At 45.1% G+C, this 17663-nt stretch carries 16 protein-coding genes and 1 pseudogene; 8 read left to right on the forward strand and 9 right to left on the reverse strand.

Annotated features, from left to right (window positions below):
* Positions 1-172: 172 nt before the first annotated feature.
* The gene (locus tag C6P39_RS06485; protein WP_095175561.1) at positions 173-775 is read left to right on the forward strand and encodes a hypothetical protein; all 603 of its coding nucleotides are present in this window, start codon (positions 173-175) and stop codon (positions 773-775) included.
* 48 nt (positions 776-823) lie between these two features.
* Here C6P39_RS06485 and C6P39_RS06490 read toward each other — a convergent pair whose 3' ends face one another.
* Complete coding sequence (locus C6P39_RS06490) at positions 824-1255, reverse strand: DUF2752 domain-containing protein (RefSeq protein WP_104803203.1); 432 nt, start codon at positions 1253-1255, stop codon at positions 824-826.
* 103 nt (positions 1256-1358) lie between these two features.
* Between C6P39_RS06490 and C6P39_RS06495 the strand changes: the two genes are divergently transcribed.
* Positions 1359-2135, forward strand: coding sequence for a DUF975 family protein (locus tag C6P39_RS06495; protein WP_104803204.1), 777 nt, complete (start codon positions 1359-1361; stop codon positions 2133-2135).
* A 247-nt stretch (positions 2136-2382) separates the two neighbouring features.
* On the opposite strand, the gene C6P39_RS06500 is transcribed toward C6P39_RS06495, so the two are convergent.
* From C6P39_RS06500 to C6P39_RS06535, 8 genes are all read right to left on the reverse strand, one after another.
* Positions 2383-3126 (reverse strand): hypothetical protein, encoded by a 744-nt coding sequence (locus C6P39_RS06500; protein WP_104803205.1) that lies wholly within the window; start codon positions 3124-3126, stop codon positions 2383-2385.
* A 48-nt stretch (positions 3127-3174) separates the two neighbouring features.
* On the reverse strand, positions 3175-4962 hold the full coding sequence (locus tag C6P39_RS06505; RefSeq protein ID WP_104803206.1) for a COG1361 family protein: 1788 nt from the start codon (positions 4960-4962) through the stop codon (positions 3175-3177).
* Positions 4959-5648 (reverse strand): ABC transporter ATP-binding protein, encoded by a 690-nt coding sequence (locus C6P39_RS06510; RefSeq protein WP_104803207.1) that lies wholly within the window; start codon positions 5646-5648, stop codon positions 4959-4961. Before C6P39_RS06510 ends, C6P39_RS06505 begins: the two co-directional genes overlap by 4 nt.
* A complete protein-coding gene (locus tag C6P39_RS06515; protein ID WP_104803208.1) occupies positions 5626-6348 on the reverse strand; it encodes a hypothetical protein in 723 nt (240 codons plus the stop codon). Before C6P39_RS06515 ends, C6P39_RS06510 begins: the two co-directional genes overlap by 23 nt.
* A 2-nt stretch (positions 6349-6350) precedes the next feature.
* Complete coding sequence (locus C6P39_RS06520) at positions 6351-7241, reverse strand: hypothetical protein (RefSeq protein ID WP_104803209.1); 891 nt, start codon at positions 7239-7241, stop codon at positions 6351-6353.
* On the reverse strand, positions 7241-8713 hold the full coding sequence (locus C6P39_RS06525; RefSeq protein ID WP_095175569.1) for a DUF6034 family protein: 1473 nt from the start codon (positions 8711-8713) through the stop codon (positions 7241-7243). Before C6P39_RS06525 ends, C6P39_RS06520 begins: the two co-directional genes overlap by 1 nt.
* Positions 8714-9135: 422 nt before the next feature.
* Positions 9136-10530 (reverse strand): sensor histidine kinase, encoded by a 1395-nt coding sequence (locus C6P39_RS06530; RefSeq protein ID WP_104803210.1) that lies wholly within the window; start codon positions 10528-10530, stop codon positions 9136-9138.
* Positions 10527-11198 (reverse strand): response regulator transcription factor, encoded by a 672-nt coding sequence (locus C6P39_RS06535; protein ID WP_104803211.1) that lies wholly within the window; start codon positions 11196-11198, stop codon positions 10527-10529. The genes C6P39_RS06530 and C6P39_RS06535 overlap by 4 nt, the downstream gene beginning before the upstream one ends.
* 340 nt (positions 11199-11538) lie before the next feature.
* Here C6P39_RS06535 and C6P39_RS06540 point away from each other — a divergent pair, with 340 nt between their 5' ends.
* The 6 genes and pseudogenes from C6P39_RS06540 (at position 11539) to C6P39_RS06575 (ending at position 17663) form a co-directional block, all read left to right on the forward strand.
* Positions 11539-12867: a sensor histidine kinase gene (locus C6P39_RS06540; protein WP_158661476.1), complete on the forward strand. Its 1329-nt coding sequence runs from the start codon at positions 11539-11541 to the stop codon at positions 12865-12867.
* Between the two features lie 4 nt (positions 12868-12871).
* Positions 12872-13609, forward strand: coding sequence for a LytR/AlgR family response regulator transcription factor (locus C6P39_RS06545; protein WP_104803212.1), 738 nt, complete (start codon positions 12872-12874; stop codon positions 13607-13609).
* Between the two features lie 159 nt (positions 13610-13768).
* Positions 13769-14620, forward strand: a complete 852-nt coding sequence (locus C6P39_RS06550; protein WP_104803213.1) for an ABC transporter ATP-binding protein — start codon at positions 13769-13771, stop codon at positions 14618-14620.
* The gene (locus tag C6P39_RS06555) at positions 14617-15363 is read left to right on the forward strand and encodes an ABC transporter permease (protein WP_104803214.1); all 747 of its coding nucleotides are present in this window, start codon (positions 14617-14619) and stop codon (positions 15361-15363) included. Before C6P39_RS06550 ends, C6P39_RS06555 begins: the two co-directional genes overlap by 4 nt.
* A gap of 778 nt (positions 15364-16141) precedes the next feature.
* Positions 16142-16330 (forward strand): annotated as a pseudogene (locus tag C6P39_RS28835) (replication initiation factor domain-containing protein); the annotation flags it as partial.
* Positions 16331-16646: 316 nt separating this feature from the next.
* Entirely contained in the window at positions 16647-17663 is a 1017-nt protein-coding gene (locus C6P39_RS06575) for a hypothetical protein (RefSeq protein ID WP_104803218.1), read from the forward strand.

Below are 17663 nucleotides of genomic sequence, written 5' to 3' on the forward strand. Positions count from 1 at the left end.
AGTTCCATGTTCAATTGTAAATTGTTTCTGTATGCCCTTTTATATCCTATTTGTGACTATCCCTTATATTTTCCAGTCTTGCCCTATTTTCCTATCCATGATAGAATGTAGTTTGACAAACGAAAAAAATATTCTTATATGATTGAAAATACATGAAATGAGGTTTGACTTTATGAATGATCCTTATGATGAGAATAACCAGGAGATGGGATATGGGCAGGAGCCCCCGCAGGGTCCCGTCATCTATCCTGAACCGCCGGCAGAACACATCTATGAAGGCAGTCCCGGTTTTGCCTCCGCTGCCCTTACAATGGGAATCCTTTCCCTTGTGTCCATGTGCTGTTTTCCGCCTTTGGCACTTTTATTCGGAGGGCTTGGCCTCCTGTTCGGCATTATATCAAAGGGAACCTATGCCCGCCCCGGCAATGCCAAAGCCGGCATGGCACTTTCCTCCGCAGGAATCGCCATTGTGGCGGCCATTGTCCTGTTCTTTACTTCCACCATGCTCTCCACCAGTGAGGGACGTACGTTTTTCAGCCAGTATCTGCATATACTGACACATCCTGAAGAATATACGGAAGATGACATTTATGATTTCCTGCAGGATTACCTGTACCGCAATGCAAACCCAGGCAGTGGTTCCGGTAGCGGCATCACTTCCCCCTACGGTCAGGATGATGATCATGACTATGAAGATCCGGACCGGCCGGATCAAAATGACGGTGGACAGGATCACTATTATCCCGCACCGGATGAGGGTGATAATTTTATCTAAATGTTTATGAAAGCGTCTGACCGGAGCCTGCTCCCATGCCGGACGCTTTTACAATATATCAATTCCCCATACCAGCTTCAAAAGATTTCGCACCACCCACTGGATGAGTATAATGGCTGCTGCCAGATAAAGGTACAGGTCGCGGTAACGCATTCCCACTGCCAGCCTGCCCCTGGTCAGGTATTCTATGGTGTGGGAGATCATATACCAGGCAAAGACAACAGCAGTGTACACCACCACCGGATGACAGAGAAAGGATCTTACGATCTCCCCCCGGAAAAGGGCTGCACATGCCCTGGTACCTCCGCAGCCCGGACAGTAATAACCTGTCAGCTCCCAAAAGATACAGGGAAGGGAAAAGATTTTCTTCTGCATAGGAAAGCCCTTGGTGACTCCTGCAAGGACTGCGGCGGCTCCAAGGAGCATCCACCCCAGTATATATAGACTTTTTTCTTCTTTTTTACTCATTCGCGGTTCCATTTTACCCTCTTGTAACCTGGTTTAGTTATGTTATAATAAGCATGATAACGTGCCGGAATTGCCGGCCATTTCCTTAAATACGAAAGAATGGAGATTTTATTTTATGAAAAGAAATTCTGCTGCTATAAAGCTGATCGCCCGTGAAAATCTCTCCGGCAGATACGGCACCCCCATGGCTGCGCTGCTCCTGATGTTTCTGTGCAGTCTTCTGCCGTCCATGTTGATCACTAGTACCATGAGCACTGCTACTGTCCTGGGGATCGTGACCACCCAGCTTCTCAATTATATGGTTTCCCTGCTGGTGGCTGTTGTGGGCGCAGGCTATGCAAAGCTTATGCTGAATATCAGCCGCGGTGAAGCTTTTGCGGTAAAAGACTTGTTCTTTGCCTTCTCACACCACCCTGACCGTTTCATTGTTGTCCACCTGATCCTGCTGGTTATACAGTTTATCTTTGCCCTGCCTTTTGACCTGCCGGGTTATATGAACAAGGACATGTCTGACAATGCCTTTCTGCTTCTCATGCTCTTCGGCAGTCTGACGAATCTGGCGGTGAACATGATACTTGGCCTGTTCTTCGGCCTTGCAGACTATCTTCTCCTGGACAACACGGACATGAGTGCCATGGAGGCAATGAGAGAAAGCCTGCGGCTTATGAAAGGAAATAAAGGACGTCTCCTCTACATGGACCTGAGCTTTATCCCCCTTATGCTGCTGAGCCTGCTTTCCTGCTATGTGGGATTTCTGTGGCTGACACCGTATATGAGAGCTGCCGGCGCTGTGTTCTATATGGACGTTACCGGTGAACTGGATGCTCCCAGGCCGAAACCTGCGCCACAGGAGAATGACAGTTACAATCATTCATATTGGACCGGACAGTAATTATCATACATCCAATTTAAGAAGATAGCAATAATTGATAGGTTTTATACCGAAAAAAAACAAAATACAACCATTCAGACAAGTGGAACCGTTACGCATCCGGCCATAAAAAAACATTTCACTATGGGCTGGGCGTCTGTTCATACACTTGGCAGTACATGCGCAGACCTGTCTGAATCTTCACTAAAAACAGGCAGCAGAAGGTATGCTATGCAAACCTTCTGCTGCCTTAAACTATGGCAGGCATCTATAACGCCTCCGTGCGAAATCCCATCTCTTCTAAGTTTTTTATTACCGCATCAGCCTTTGACCTTCCCCGGATCTTTATATATACGGTCCTCACCTGTACGGTAGTTCCCGTTAATGCCAGGATTTTCTTCCCGCTCTCATATGGTATATAGACCCGGCTTTCTATATCCTCCAAAACGGCGGCAAAAATACCTGTCTCCCTGTAAACTGCGGTCGTCTGTTTCCATATCTCCTCATCTGCGGCTGTTCCCGGCTCCTGCGCTTCTCCTTGTACCGGAGAGATTTCTGCTGTCATTCCCAGACTTCGTTTTATAAGATCCTCTTTTTTCCCTTTTGTGATTTTGTACTGATTCTGATCCTTAAGGCCCTCCAGGGCCTGGGGTGTAAAATAAAGAGGGATTTTACTGCCTGCCTCCAGCTCCGTAAGACAGCGGTCTATTTTCAGAGGAAAAATATCCGTATCCACTGCCCGCAGAGATACATCCATTTCATACTCTTCTATTTCCATATGTACAGGGATATCCAGAACTGCTGAGACAGCCTCCACTCCTTTTTGTTCCCATAATTCCGACAGGAACGTATCCGGCATATCCTCCATATCACTGTATAGCAGATATTCAAATAACTCCTTGTCCTCCATATGGTTTTTTATCATACCGGCGCCGCACCATAACAATATTGCCGGCAGCAGCACGGACAATGCTATTTTATAAATACTCCCGTAAAGTCTTCTGCTTTCCAAAAGCGCTCCCCGCTTTCCCGACGCACTCCGGCAATCCGTCCGGATGATCTATCCGCATCGTTTTTTCAGATTCCTGATTCTCATACTCTGAACAAAAAAACCTCCTATAAGCCCAGCCCCAAGCAGTACCAGGACGGACACCCACCACTGGTTGGTCTCCTCCTTCTTATCTGCTTTTAGACTCAATACCTTTGGAGCCTGTATCTCTGTTTCATAGGCAACACCCTGGCTGTAGGTCTGTCCGTATATATCCTCGTATTCCAGAACCAGGGTACCTTCTGTCTTCCCGTATTTTTCCCGGTCTGTTCCGCTCATCTCCTCATGAATAGATTCCATATTTCTGGCACCGGCATAGAGGGACAGATTCCCCTGCAGGCTCTGCCCTGCCTCCAAGGTTCCTGCATAAAAAGTCTGTACCGCAAATATTCCCCTGCCCTGTGAGGAAACCCTTACATTATATACTGTGGATTTGCCGAGATTTAGGATCTGAAGGTCCGAGGATATGGTATCTGTGGAGTATACTTTCGCCGGAACCCTGTAATTTGCCAACGAAACCCGGGCCGGCTGCCGAATCCGGAGGGTGTATGTCTCGGTACCGGTATACGCCGTGCCCTTTTCATTCTCATATTCAAATGTAAACTTTACAGGTACATTCCCCTCTTTGGCGTTATCCTGTATCTGCAGTTTCTCCTTCCATACCACCGTTCCGCCCGGTCTTACCGTCTCATAATATTCAGAAGTACGCTCAAATACAAGATTATTTCCCTCTCCCTCCTCGGTGATCGTCACCTTTACATTACAGGCTGTAAATTCTTTGCTCTTATTGCGGAAGACCAGCTCTGCGGACTGGCTGCTGCCGGCGTCTAAAATGCTCCCGTCCAGGCTGCACTGCTCCAGGATAAACTTCGGCTGATGCATGACTGCCTCTTCTGAAACTTCACTGCTCTGCCCTCCTCCGCTGTCTCCTTCCGGCTCCATACCTGTTTCCTGCGAAGGCCCCTCTGCGCTTTCCTCCTCGTTCCCGGGAATCTCCCCATTCCCTGTCACATTGACAAAAACCACATATTCCAGGGATACGGGCTCCCCATTTTTATCAAATCCTTCTGCTTTTGCCTTAACGGGGTACTGCCCTTTTACCCTGTTTTCCTGCAGCAGTATATCCTCCGTATACAGATACACCTCCGTCGTTTCTCCGTCAAACGTAACCGTCTGCGGGTTGATATCTTTCTGATAGTTCTTGATCTGAAACGGTGTCTCCTTATCCCCGGCAAAATCCAGTGCAACGGTCAGGGTGTTGTCTTTCAGCTCACCATCTGCAGTGAAGGGAATCACAATCTTTACGTTATCCCCCTCCTCCACCGGGACGTACCCGTCCGCATAAGAATTTTCCATCCCCTCAAAAATGTGTCTGTTATCAATCCCAAGATGGACCGCCTCCTCCGGCTTTCCGGAGCCGTCCTCTGTTTCCTTTTCTGCCGTTTCTTTTTCCTCAGCATCCCCCGGCTCTTTTTTGCTGTCCTTTTCTCCTGGCTCCTCTATTCCTGCTGCTGTCTCTGGTTTGCCGGCCTGCCCTGTTCTTACGAACGATCCTGTTTTCCCTCTTCCCCCTGTTCTTACGATCGGCTCTGTTTTCTCTGCCTCCTCCATTCTTACGAACGGCTCTGTTTTCCCTGCCTCCTCTGTTCTTACAGATGGCTCTGTTTTCTCTGCCTCCTCCATTCTTACGATCGGCTCTGTTTTCCCTGTCTGTACCTGTCCAAACACGGTCAGTCCGCCCGGCACGGCCAAATACACTGCCAGGATCACAGCAGTTATTCCCTGCAGTCTCCTCCTCATGTCATACGCTCCCTTTCCTGTACCGTCTCCCCTGCCATATGCCGCAGGATACCTGCATCCATCTCATATACCTCGTCACACAGTATTTCTATATCCGTGCTGTTGTGGCTTGCCAGTAAAATGGTCTTTCCTCTCCTCTTCAAATCCAGCAATATAGATCTTATGTCAACCACACCGCTTTTATCCAGCCCGTTAAATGGTTCATCCAGAATCAAAAAGTCAGGATTTTCCATGATCGCCTGGGCTATGCCGAGGCGCTGCCGCATGCCAAGGGAATATTTTGCCACAGGCTTTTTCAAATCCGGGTCAAGTCCCACTCTCTGCAATACCTCTCTTATCTCCTTCACAGAAATTTTCCGGTTCAGATCTGCCAGGATCTCCAGATTCTTTATGCCTGTATATTCAGTCAAAAAACCGGGTGTTTCAATAATAAGCCCCAGGCTTTCGGGAAAATCTGTGTCCCTGCCGATATATTTTCCTCCCACCCGGATGCTGCCGGACGTAACGGGGAGAAAACCGCAGATACATTTCATGAGGACCGTCTTGCCGGAACCGTTATTCCCCACAATACCATAGACCTTTCCCCTGCGCATGGTCATGGTTGTCTCTTTTAACACAAGCTCATTCCCGAATTTCTTCGTCACCCTGTCCACTGCCACATACTCAGATATCCCTGCATCTGTCATATAACATCCCTCCATATAGAAACATCAGCAGCATAAGCAGTAAAAGTAAAAATGCCCACAGTCCAATACCGTCCTTTCCCCAGTCACCTGCCGCCTTTATCCACGACTGCGGGTCTATGACATAAATCTTTTCCAGGTACCGTTCATGGAGTATCGTCAGAAGATAATATACCGCAAAGGGTATGCCGTATGCCATGTACACTGAACCGGACAGAAGCGCCATAATGCCGCTTAGATCCGCCAGTACGGCGGACACCAAAAACAGCCTTGCCATGGTCCGCAAAAGGGGGATCATAAGTTCCCATCTCCACTCTGCCTTCAGTTCCAGGGGAAAGAAAAACACAAAATACAACAGCAGAGTTATAAGAACAGCCAATGCCCACCCAAAACAGCCGCTGCATGTGGTCGTGATGACCCTGTCCTCCACAAAATCCTTTTTCCCCTTCCGGGCAACATAAAACCCCAGAAATCCGGAAGCCTTTTCCCCGATCCATACATCCCCGTAAGGCAGTACAGCCACAACAGGTACCAGAAAGATGACGGTTTTGGAGGTCAATGCCTCTGCCACCATGCCATACCAGCTCCCGCCGGGAAAAGGACTGTCAAATGCAGGGAATTTCGTTCCTGCCACCAGTCCCGCCACGGCGAGAAACACTGCCAGCCAGGTTGTCCTCCGCCCCATCATACGCTTACTGTCCATACTTAATACCCCATAAAAGTAAAATTATAACGCTTCAATGCCCGGCAGGATAAAAGACCCAATACTGCCAGAAGGACAAGAAAAAGGACAGATGACTGAAAGATCGTAGGCAGCTTGTCATATCCAAAGCTGTGCCCCGGGTAAGATGCGTGGTTCAGGGGACTGATCCAGCCTGTCAGCACATTTACTTTATACCGCTCATGTTTTTCCAGACCCAGGATCCTGGCTATGATGTCCGGTTCCAGCAGGAATCCATACAGACTGTAAAAAATCCCTGCAAAGATTCCCTTTGTCCTTCCAAACCGCAGATTGACCGCCAACATCAGAAAACAAAGTGTCCAGGAATAAAACAATATCAACACCAGTGTCTGCAGCATGCATTCATAAGGCGTAATACTCTCCATTGCCTTTACACTGGCCGGAATCCCCATAGAATCTCCAAGTTCCGAGTAGGCGAGACGCACCGCTGTTTCGCTCCATATATTTCCCGGAAACGTGTACTTCTGGCACAAAATGATCGTCACAGACATAATAAATGCCGCATAAAGGATCGTCCCCAGAGCAATATAGAAAAACTGCGCTGCCATCCACTGCATCCTTTTCATTCTGGCCAGGTAAAAAGGAGTCACCGGACCCGCCTTCGGCACATCGGAAAACATAAGGATCAGGAGAAGAGAGGCAAGCAGCACATTGGTACCGTCTCCAAAAGTCCAAATAAATGGTTCCGCAGCCTGCATGGATGTTTCATAATGCTCTGCCACCCGGATCACCCTCTCACTTAATAAAAAACAAAGGACAACCGCAAGCAGGAAGGTGAGTATGATCCTGGTATTCTTAAAAAATCCCAGAAAATTAAAACGGATCACTGCCTTTATTTTCCCCGGACCGTTCATCAGTAACCAAGGCCCCTGTCAATGATCGTGCCGTCGATGGCATTGATGGTGAACAGGCTGTTGTTGGGAATGGAGGACGCATCCCGGGTGCCCTCCTGGTCATTCAGGGTCATTTCCGAATTTCCGAAAAAGTCCCAGACCGGGACTAAAAGCCCGCTGCGGCTGTCCTGTGCCGGACTATAGATCCTGGTATAACCCAGTGTTATCCTGTCCACAGTTACCTTGTATTCCTTCAGATATTCATTGTCCATTTGGCTGGATACTTTGTACTGCATCATCTCTGTATAAATCTGTTTGATCTCCTCAAAGTCTAAAAGCTTCACATTCTCCACCTGAGTTTTGCCTATTTCATAGGGGCTGACATAAGATAACTCCTCCAGTCCATTTTTAGAGACCACGATCTTCAGTGTCTCATATGTCCATGGTTCTATGGTACTGTCCATATCCTCCAGTCCGCCGCCTTCCGACAATGTGTAGATTATGGGTGTGCTTCCAATTTGTCTGGTATAATAGAACATATAACCTGTATTGGAAACCTGCACTTCTTCCCCCTCGTTTCCACGGTACATATATACCGCATAATCCCATGAACCAATATCCATGTCTGACACGCCAATAGCCGATATCTTATCATCCGCTATTTTTTTTGCTTCCTCATAGGAGATTCCTGCGGAGGACTTTATCTCATCCTCTGATCCGATCTGGGATATAATATCATCTTTGGCAAACTGATACTCTCCCCATCCGGCTCCCGGCTGTGCTGCCTCATTTTCCCCGTAATGGCTGACTCTGACCCTGATCGAATCACCTGACCCCTCAAAGATACGGTAAAAATATGGCTCCGGTGTTTCCACAACCCCGCTAAAGGACTCAAATCCGCTTTCATCCACAGCCAAAAGAGGGGATACTTCCTTCTTTTCGGCGGTCTCCGGGGCCTCTGCATATGCGGCCTCCAATTCTTCCAGCATATTCTGAAGGTTTTCTTTGGATATCTCTTCCTCATCCTCTGACTCTGTACTGGCCTGGGCCATTTCTGCCTTTATTTTATTTATTTCCTTTTGACAGTCATCCTTTGTCATAACAAAATAGGAATCAGAGCTATATATCTTTCCCTCCGGGAACAGCCCCTGGGTGATCCTATCCATAAAATCCTGGGTGAGCGGTACAGCGCTTACTTCTATTGTGGAAAATCCCGGGGCTTTTGGCAGTTCTATGACAGCATCCGTGGTTAATGTGACTTTTCCGTCCTCCAGAACGATCTCATCCTGAAATCTCTCCGGCACGCCCAGTTTTTCCCGCAATCCCTGCTGCTCCTCCCCGGATTCCTCCCGGCTCTCGTCCTCCTCGTACTGCTCTATGGCCTCCCTGCCCTTTGGCTTTACGATCACAGAATCCGGTGTCTCCTGGCAGCCGCCAAGCAAAACAGCCCCGGATAACAGAACCGTCAAGATACAAGTGCTTTTTTTATTCATTTTTCTCCTCCCTTTGCCCTTTCCTGTAACGGTTCAGCCGTCTGAACTGTCACATGCATCCAGTCATTAAATATGGCTTTGCCATGGGCCGGATGCTTACTGCCGCCATGCATACAGCCAGCGCAGTGAGTGCGCAGACCTGCCTGAACTGTTACCCTTTCACTCCTTCTATATTAACGTATGGGATGTAAAAATACCGCACCGACTTGTAACCAATTTGTAAACATATGTGATGATTCGGCAGGCCTGTGCAATCACTGCGCTGAATCCAAGAAGGGCTTCAGCTTAGCCTGATGTGATTTCTGTTGGTCAGACCAGAGATTGGCCCATGGATCCGGGACTTGCCTCCCTTAGAAACATGCGCTGCCGGGCGCACAACATATAATGGTGCGGCTGCCTTTCGGCCTCCGCACCATTACTCTTTATCTGCTATCCTGTTCCCAAAGGAAACTTACCTTCGTCCACTCCCCCAGCCGGCTTTCAATGACCAGCCTGCCATTATGAAGTTCCGCGATCTTTCTGCAAAGGGAAAGTCCCAGGCCGGAACCGCCTGATGCCCTTGCCCTTGATTTATCTACCATATAAAAGGCCTCCTGTATTTTCCCGATCTCTTCTTCTGGTATCCCGCTCCCCTCGTCCCTCACGGAAATACCTTTTTCCCAGGCCTCTATCTCTATGCATCCCCCCTCATGGGAAGCCTTACAGGCATTATCCAGGAGATTCATGAGCAGGCTTGTGATCAAATCCTCATCCATCAAATGACACAGCTCCTCACCGGTCATCTTGACGGTCAGAGACAATCCTTTTTCTTTCAAGCGGAATGTCATGAGACTCTTCACATTTTCCAAAAGTGTTTTCATCTGTACATTTTTCTTTTCTATGGTCTTCTCCCCATCTTTATAAAGCCCTGTCAGCTCCAGCATTTTTGCTGAAAGCCTGGACAGCCTTCTGGACTCACTGCCGATATATATAAGTGCCTTTTCTTTCTCTTCCTGCGGCAGACGCATTTTTAAAAGGATATCCGAATAGCCGATGATGGCCGTCATGGGAGTTTTCAGTTCATGGGCAAGGCTTCCCATTAGCTGAAGCTGGCGCTCATTGGTATGGGCCAGTTCTTTTATATGTTCCTCAACCTTATCAGCCATGCGGTTAAAATCCTCACTGATCTCTCCTATCTCATCCCGCCTCCTGACCTTGATCCGGGACTCATAGTTTCCCCCTGCGATCTCATCTGCGGAGTCTTTCAGGCTGTAGATCGGTCTCATGACCAGCCGGATGACAACCACCAGGATAACAGCAATAAATCCTGTCAATAAGAACGCTGCCGCCAGCCCCTGGAAAAACATTTTCTTACTGTTATTATGGATCTCCGTCACATCCTTGTAATGCCATACATCATAATTCTGCCTTGGCCCTATGTCCAGCCGCTTTCCCATGACCAAAAGATATTTTCCGTCCATGTTGATCTCATAGAATGGGTCCATATTCTCCGTGCCGGTATCTTCGTAGTCATACGGGGTCATGTTGAAAATCTCCCGCCCCTCCTCATAGACTGCATATTCCAGGCCCAGATACTCCTTACTTCCGCTTCTCATGATACGCTGTTTCATTTCCTCAGACATGGATAAAAAATCAAAGGAACCTTCCGCATACTGTCTCAGGGCTTTTAATCTGTTGTCAAATATGGCATACTCATATTTGCTGATCCGTTCCAACTGATCTTTTTGGGAAATATAAAGCATAAACAGGGAAAAGCTCTGGGACAGCACCAGCATAGCTGCCACACAGACCAGGCAGATTTTGGTCCGCAGCTTCATCCCCCCACCTCCAGACGGTACCCGATCCGCGGTACGGTCCTGATCATATCCTGCCAGCCTAATTTTTTGCGGATTCTGGCAACATGTACATCCACGGTCCTTGTCTCACCTTCAAATTGGATTCCCCAAAGTTCATTTAATATCTGCTCTCTTGTGAGGGCTATGTTTTTATTCTTTATGAACAGCATAAGGCAGTCAAATTCCATGGGTTTCAGGATCAGTTCCTCTTCCCCTTTCATTACCCTGCGTTCTTTTACATAGACGGTCACATCCCCAATCCGGATCTCATCACCGTTTTTCTGATGCCGTTCCAGGACCTTTTCTATTCTTACCAGCAGTTCCAGGATTTCAAAAGGTTTCACAATATAATCCTCCGCTCCCTCTTTCAGCCCTTTCACTTTGCTGCCCACCTCACCTTTGGCGGTGAGAAAGATAACAGGGATCTCCCTTTTACTGCAATAGGGGAGCAGTTCAAATCCATTCCTTCCCGGAAGCATGATATCCAGCAAAGCCAGGTCACAGCTTACATCGTCCGTACTGCACAAAAATTGCTCCGCCCGGCTGCCGTCATAAAAACGGTGCACTTCATAACCTGCGGTTTCCAGACTTATTGTGATCAGATCGTTGATGGCAGCCTCATCTTCCACTACCAGTATTTTTGATTTCATGGGGATTCCTCCATTTTCGATTACAGCGGTTTTATAAGGAACTGTTGTTTTCATCATTGTAGCCTAATATGCGGGAGATTTCAATTTTTTTCATTGACTGACATCTTTTCCTTTATTGACGCATGTAACAGTTCAGACAAGCTGAACCGTTCCGCATCCGGACATTAAAAATCGCTTGGCCATGGGCCGGATGCCTGCTGCCACTACTTTTTCATACGGTCAGCGCAGTAAATGCGCAGACCTGCCTGAACTGTTATTGACGCATTGCTTTTCACACTATATACTGGGACTGTATTGTAAAATTGTCATGGTATTCTATTATATAAAGGTGGTGAATCGTATGATATATGGCCTTCTCACTTATTTGGCCGCCAGTTATTTTACGGAAGCTGTCATCTATTTTTTGAGCTGCAGGCTTCTGGGTCGCAAAATCCTCTGGATAAAACTTCTGCTGACCGCTCTGGCCGCAGACATAATAGTAGCTCCTGTTGTCTATCTGGGATTGTATGGTAATATTATAACAGGTATTCCCCTTCCCTTATTATCTTATCTTCTGGATATGTTTGTTCTGACAGTTAATATTCTTTTCCTATATTTTGTGGCAGAACGCAATTTCAAAAGAATAATGATCGCCGTACCCTTTGCCTATTTCACGTTCTACCAGACTTATCTGATCACCTGCTTTTTTATTCCTTACAGATATGAACTGGGTTCCATGGTAAATCAATGTATCTCCATTACGTTATTGCTTCTTTTTACTTTTTTCATGGGAAAGCTGATCGTGAAAACAGATGCGGCAACCTTTGTAGATTACTGCACCAGGAAGAAAAAACATAGCATCCCGGCAGCACTGACCGGACTTTTTCTGGCAGGTGCCCCTCATTATCTGATCGTGCTGTCCATGGCTGATATGAATTATAATACTCTGCTGACCATGATAGGAATGACTCTGCTTTTGTCCTTCACGGTATTCTTTCGATTTCTCTCAAAGAATGTTATCCTCGAAGAGACGGAAAAAGCACAGGCCGGTATCATTGCCCAGCAGACTGCATACATTCAAAACCTTGAGGAAATCCAAAAGGATGTCCGGGTGTACCGCCACGATTTCAAAAATATGATGTCCGGAATGTATCTGGATGTAAAAGAAGGAAAGACAGAGGCACTGGAACAGTACATGCAGCATATGCTCAATGAATTTGACCATACCATCGGTGCTAAAATCCAGACCGCCAACCAGATCATGAATATTGAGATCATAGAGTTAAAAAGCCTGTTAATGGCTAAACTCTCTCAGCTTGATACCCTGAATATACCCTGGCACCTGGAAGTCTTGTACCCGGTCAGGGCGTGCCGCATGAAGATCCGGGATCTGCTGCGCTGTATTGGCATTCTGACCGACAATGCCATGGAGGCGGCAAAAACTGCGCAGGGTGAGGTGGACATTATGATCACTGCCCAGAATGACTGTGTGATATTCTTAGTCTCCAACCCCGTGGAGGGTGAGGTGGACATGAACAGGATCTGGCAGAAAGGATGGTCCACCAAAGGCAGCGGACGGGGGCTTGGCCTGTACAGCTACAGAGAGATCACCGGACAATATCCCAATGTAAGCTGTTCCACCTTTTGCCGCGGCGGACGTTTCTGCCAGGAATTAAGAATAGAGGGATAAAATTATGGTTCAGATATTATTATGTGATGATGACGACAGAATCCGGGAAGAAATTGCCCGCTGCATCAAAAGCCAGATATTGATCATGGAGTATGACATGCAGATCGCCCAAAGCTGCCAAAGCCCGGTGATCCTGTTGGAAGAACTTAAACAGATGGAAGAGAAAAGAAATATCTATTTCCTGGATGTGGACCTGAAACACCCGGAATACGACGGCTTTCTGCTTGGCAGGAAAATCAGGGATACCGACCCATACGGAACCATTGTCTACATAACAAGCTTTGGGGATTTGGCCTATAAAACCTTTCAGTATCATGTAGAGGCCTTTGACTATATTGTAAAAGACAATATTAATGAACTTTCCTCCTCCATTGCAAAATGCCTGGCCTCCATACAGAGCCGCCTTGTGAGTGAAAAAACGGACCCTGTGAAATACTACACTTTTAAGACGGGAGATACCATACGGCATATCCCCCTGGATGATATTTATTACTTTGAAACCTCCACAAAATCACACTTTGTCATTCTCCACGGAAAAAATGAACACATGGAATTTCTGGGAAATCTCAGTACCATCGAAAAAGGGCTGGAGGAACATTTTATAAGGATCCACCGCTCCTATCTGGTGGCGCTCAACAAAATTGAGCAGGTGGACCTAAAACATAACACCGTCACCGTTGCCGGGGAAGTATGTCCTGTGGCAAGAAAAGAGAAATCAAAGCTGCTGGAACGCATGAATTAACAAAAATTCATGTGTTCTTTTTTTGTAACAGTTCAGCTCGTCTGAACTGTTACTTTTTTTTGCCGTTTGGGAAGCGGCAAATACCATTTGGGAAGTGGAAAACAATTCTATCTATGTTTATGGTATTGTCAGAGCAGAAAGAAAAGGAGGCATACGGATATGGACAGAGAATTTATCAGACTGGAACATATTTCAAAAAAATACAGAGATGAACTGGTTTTAAAAGGTATTGACGCAAAGCTGCATGAAGGGGAAATCCTTGGTTTCCTTGGTCCCAGCGGTGCCGGAAAGACCACTACCATCAAGATCATAACCGGACAGTTAAGGCAGACCTCCGGTGAGGCATATATTCTGGGTATTAATTCTAAAAATATAGATGAGACCATTTATGAACAGATCGGGATCGTCACGGACAACAGCGGTGTCTATGAATATCTCACTGTATATAAGAACCTGGAGTATTTTGCTAAAATCCTGAAAGTAAAGAAAAACAGAATAGCGGAAGTCCTGAAACAAGTAGGCTTGTATGAGCACAAGGATAAGCCGGCAGGAAAGCTTTCCAAAGGACAGACCCAGAGGCTGGTCCTTGCAAGGGCTGTACTGCATGGCCCGAAAGTGCTGTTTTTGGATGAACCCACCTCGGGCCTGGACCCTTCCACGGCCATTGAAATCCATAAAATGCTGCTGGAGCTGAGAAAGCAGGGCATGGCAATTTTCCTGACCACCCACAACATGGAGGAAGCCACAAAATTGTGCGACCATGTGGCTCTCCTGAACGAGGGGATCGTGGTGGAATACGGCTCTCCCAAGGAAATCTGTCTGAAGCATAATGTCACTAAAAAATATGCTGTGCGTCTGGATGACGGTACCGAATGTCTCCTGGAACAGAATCAGGAAAACATTGAAAAGATCAATGACTGGATGGCGGAAAACAAAATTGAAACGCTTCATTCCTGTGAACCCACACTGGAGAGCGTATTTTTGAATGTCACAGGGAGGGAATTATCATGAAAACTTTACATATGAACAAGATTATGGCTATTGCCCAGATAAAGACCAAGGCGTTTATGGGAAAGAACTGTATCATCATGCCATTATTTGCACTGGGATTCACCCTGATGATGCGCTTTCTCTACGGAAATATGCGAAGCGGCAGTGCATCCCCGGAATTTTTAAACGGCTATGCCCTGAGCATGGGGCTTGTCATGAATATCGGCATGTGCGGCATTTACTGCACCAGTCTTTTGCTGGCTGAGGAAAAGGAAAAGAATACCCTGCGTGTACTGATGACTTCCTCGGTGAATGGACTGGAGTATTTTATCGGATGCATCCTGCCCGTGTTTGCGGCAACGGTGATCCTGAATTATGTGCTTATGCCCATCAGCGGCTATCTCATCACCGGGAAGAACCTTGTGTTCTTTTCCATTGTCACTGTCCTTTCTTCCCTGATCAGCTGTATCATCGGGATGCTGCTTGGCATCTTCGCAAAAAATCAGGTGAGTGCGGGGACCATTACCACACCGGTATTGCTCATACTTATGATGGTACCTATCTTTTCCGGTTTTGTGGATATACTGGAGAAGGTTTCAGGACTGCTTTTTACAGGGATCCTTATGGATATGATCATGGATATTGTCTCCGGTAAAAGCCGGGTCCTGCATGGGGGGAGTATTGTGGTGTTGGCTGCTGAGGCGGCGTTGGCGGTTGGCTTGTTTGTGGGGTTCTATAGAAAGAATGGGTTTGAAAAAGACTGACAGTTATCATGATCGGACATAGCAATGCACAGAGATCAAGAAATTATAATATACCCTTTTCGCCGATACTTAACTTATCCTCTCCTTTGTACATGGTGTGTATAAACTTTATATATTTTCCTTGCCTGCTCTATCGTCTTTTTATCTTCCCAACCGTATATTTTATTTAAAAATAACAAAATCATGATTATATCCTAAAACACTATATCTATCGCATTTATAAAGGACAGAATAACTCATTTTACTCCTTATTTACTACTTATAAGCACATCAGTATTGAAATTAAAAATTGAATAGATTATAGAGAAAAGGAACACAGTAAAAAAGTGTTCCTTTTCTCTATCCGGCCGTTCAGAAATAGACGGTTATTTTATTACCTAGCCACAGGAAAAGGTTATCTGCTTACTGATACAGCTTACGACTTCGATTTTACATACATGGGACAGAAAGCACCCTATATCCCAATCCACGTGAATGATGGAAAAACAATTATGAATAAGCTAATGTGTGGCAACCTTGAAATCACCAAAACAAGTGAGGACAAAAAAATTGAGAGTATCTGGTACAACGGAAATCGGTACTTCCATTAAAGAAATGTCCAAGACAAACAAAGACGGTAAAATCAGTATCGAAAATCTGTTAATGGGTACTTATGAAGTATCAGAAGTACCACTATATCCGTTTTGCAGATAAGGACGAAAATAAGGAGCGTTGCGATTGGGAAACGTCCGCAAACTGGCAGTTCTTTATTGGCACTGATAGATAGAGGTTAAAATTAACAACAAAGCCAGAACCTTACACCTATCAGCGTATTTTGCCTTGGTTACACAGGCAGGTAGCACCGACCCTAAAAATGGCTATGAAGCTGGATAAGGTAAACGGTACAGATTACATCGATACCATGCTGAAAGAGGAAAAGCTCACGGACAGGCACAAAAAAATCCAGCACAACTATACGCTGAATTAGCAGACATTATCAATAAAAGTGAGGAAAACAATTGTTTGAATTATTGAAAGACCTGCTACTTATTAGCCTTGGTGCTGATGTCGGCATTATGACACTGACAATCGCACAGGCTGGAAGCATGGCAGATAAATGAGGAAAAATGAATTTTTGACAAATCTGTATGCGTGGTTTTTAAGCAACGACAAAGCCTTGTTTTGATAGCTAGTGTTGTGATTGGGGTGTACTTAGGCTTCAAGCGTTGGTTCTTAAAATAATGGTTTTTTTACTTTAAAATTGTTATAATACATTTAACAAAAAGACTTTGTAGGAGGATATTATGGCAGAATCTTATATATCTGAATTATTACCAACCGAATATATCAAACGACACAGTTTATTACTCTTTTATAATGATTTGATAACTGATATGTTAAAAAAAGCAGATGAATACAAATTATCATCTATAAGTATAGATTTAAAAGAGGAAAGCGAAATTCCTAAAGAAGATGAAGAAATGCTTGAATGGATGTTCAAGCATGGTTATGAAACAAAAGGATATGAGATAACAAAAGCACATATTTTCTTTAGTTTATTACGTGATTTTATGCTCTATATGCACGAATCATTTAGTTGTTCAGAAAGAGGAAAAGTAACCGTAGCATTTACTATAAGCAGAAAGCCTATCAAAGATGATTTGTTCTATCTATGTTGGCTCTTAGTCGATAGCAAAGAATTAATTGATTGTATTTTAAATAAGGATATTTCTACATATGATGTTACTAAACTTTCTGAAACCAAGAAGCGTGATATCATAAATAAAGCGTGCAATCTTGTGAACAAAAAAGATTATGAAAATATTCTCTTCGATTTAATATATAAAAGAGATTGTGAATATGGATTATCTTCAGTATGGGACCAATCAATTCACCTAGTTACTTGTAATAAGCATTATCAAACAGAAAATGGAAACCTAAATTTTGTTTTTGCAAATAATGATATATGGAATGATTTTTGGCAGTTGTACTATGATAAAATCCCTTATATTATGAATATTGTTGTAGAAATAGCAACTCATATTTTTGAAAAAATTCTGAAACCCCATGAAATATTTATCACATTAAATAAAACAGTTCGAGATATGAAATTTATATTAACATATGGTAAAAACTTTGAAGTTTCCATATATGAGGATATATTTCAAGATATCAATATTAAATGTGTTCATTGCTCGAAAACTTATGACTTGCAGGGTACAGTTTTAAAAGAATTTATTTATGATTACCTATATACTTGCCCATATTGTGGTGAGGTGGAACGGGTTGGTGAGTATCAATATGCAGATGAAATTAAATAA

This window comes from Blautia marasmi, from assembly GCF_900258535.1.
Taxonomy (GTDB): domain Bacteria; phylum Bacillota; class Clostridia; order Lachnospirales; family Lachnospiraceae; genus Blautia; species Blautia hominis.

Bases quoted from the DNA above. Each gene is read 5' to 3' on its own strand.
- C6P39_RS06485 (WP_095175561.1), top strand. From the start codon at position 173: ATGAATGATCCTTATGATGAGAATAACCAGGAGATGGGATATGGGCAG.
- C6P39_RS06490 (WP_104803203.1), bottom strand. From the start codon at position 1,255: ATGGAACCGCGAATGAGTAAAAAAGAAGAAAAAAGTCTATATATACTG.
- C6P39_RS06495 (WP_104803204.1), top strand. From the start codon at position 1,359: ATGAAAAGAAATTCTGCTGCTATAAAGCTGATCGCCCGTGAAAATCTC.
- C6P39_RS06505 (WP_104803206.1), bottom strand. From the start codon at position 4,962: ATGAGGAGGAGACTGCAGGGAATAACTGCTGTGATCCTGGCAGTGTAT.
- C6P39_RS06510 (WP_104803207.1), bottom strand. From the start codon at position 5,648: ATGACAGATGCAGGGATATCTGAGTATGTGGCAGTGGACAGGGTGACG.
- C6P39_RS06515 (WP_104803208.1), bottom strand. From the start codon at position 6,348: ATGGACAGTAAGCGTATGATGGGGCGGAGGACAACCTGGCTGGCAGTG.
- C6P39_RS06520 (WP_104803209.1), bottom strand. From the start codon at position 7,241: ATGAACGGTCCGGGGAAAATAAAGGCAGTGATCCGTTTTAATTTTCTG.
- C6P39_RS06525 (WP_095175569.1), bottom strand. From the start codon at position 8,713: ATGAATAAAAAAAGCACTTGTATCTTGACGGTTCTGTTATCCGGGGCT.
- C6P39_RS06530 (WP_104803210.1), bottom strand. From the start codon at position 10,530: ATGAAGCTGCGGACCAAAATCTGCCTGGTCTGTGTGGCAGCTATGCTG.
- C6P39_RS06535 (WP_104803211.1), bottom strand. From the start codon at position 11,198: ATGAAATCAAAAATACTGGTAGTGGAAGATGAGGCTGCCATCAACGAT.
- C6P39_RS06540 (WP_158661476.1), top strand. From the start codon at position 11,539: ATGATATATGGCCTTCTCACTTATTTGGCCGCCAGTTATTTTACGGAA.
- C6P39_RS06545 (WP_104803212.1), top strand. From the start codon at position 12,872: ATGGTTCAGATATTATTATGTGATGATGACGACAGAATCCGGGAAGAA.
- C6P39_RS06550 (WP_104803213.1), top strand. From the start codon at position 13,769: ATGGACAGAGAATTTATCAGACTGGAACATATTTCAAAAAAATACAGA.
- C6P39_RS06555 (WP_104803214.1), top strand. From the start codon at position 14,617: ATGAAAACTTTACATATGAACAAGATTATGGCTATTGCCCAGATAAAG.
- C6P39_RS06575 (WP_104803218.1), top strand. From the start codon at position 16,647: ATGGCAGAATCTTATATATCTGAATTATTACCAACCGAATATATCAAA.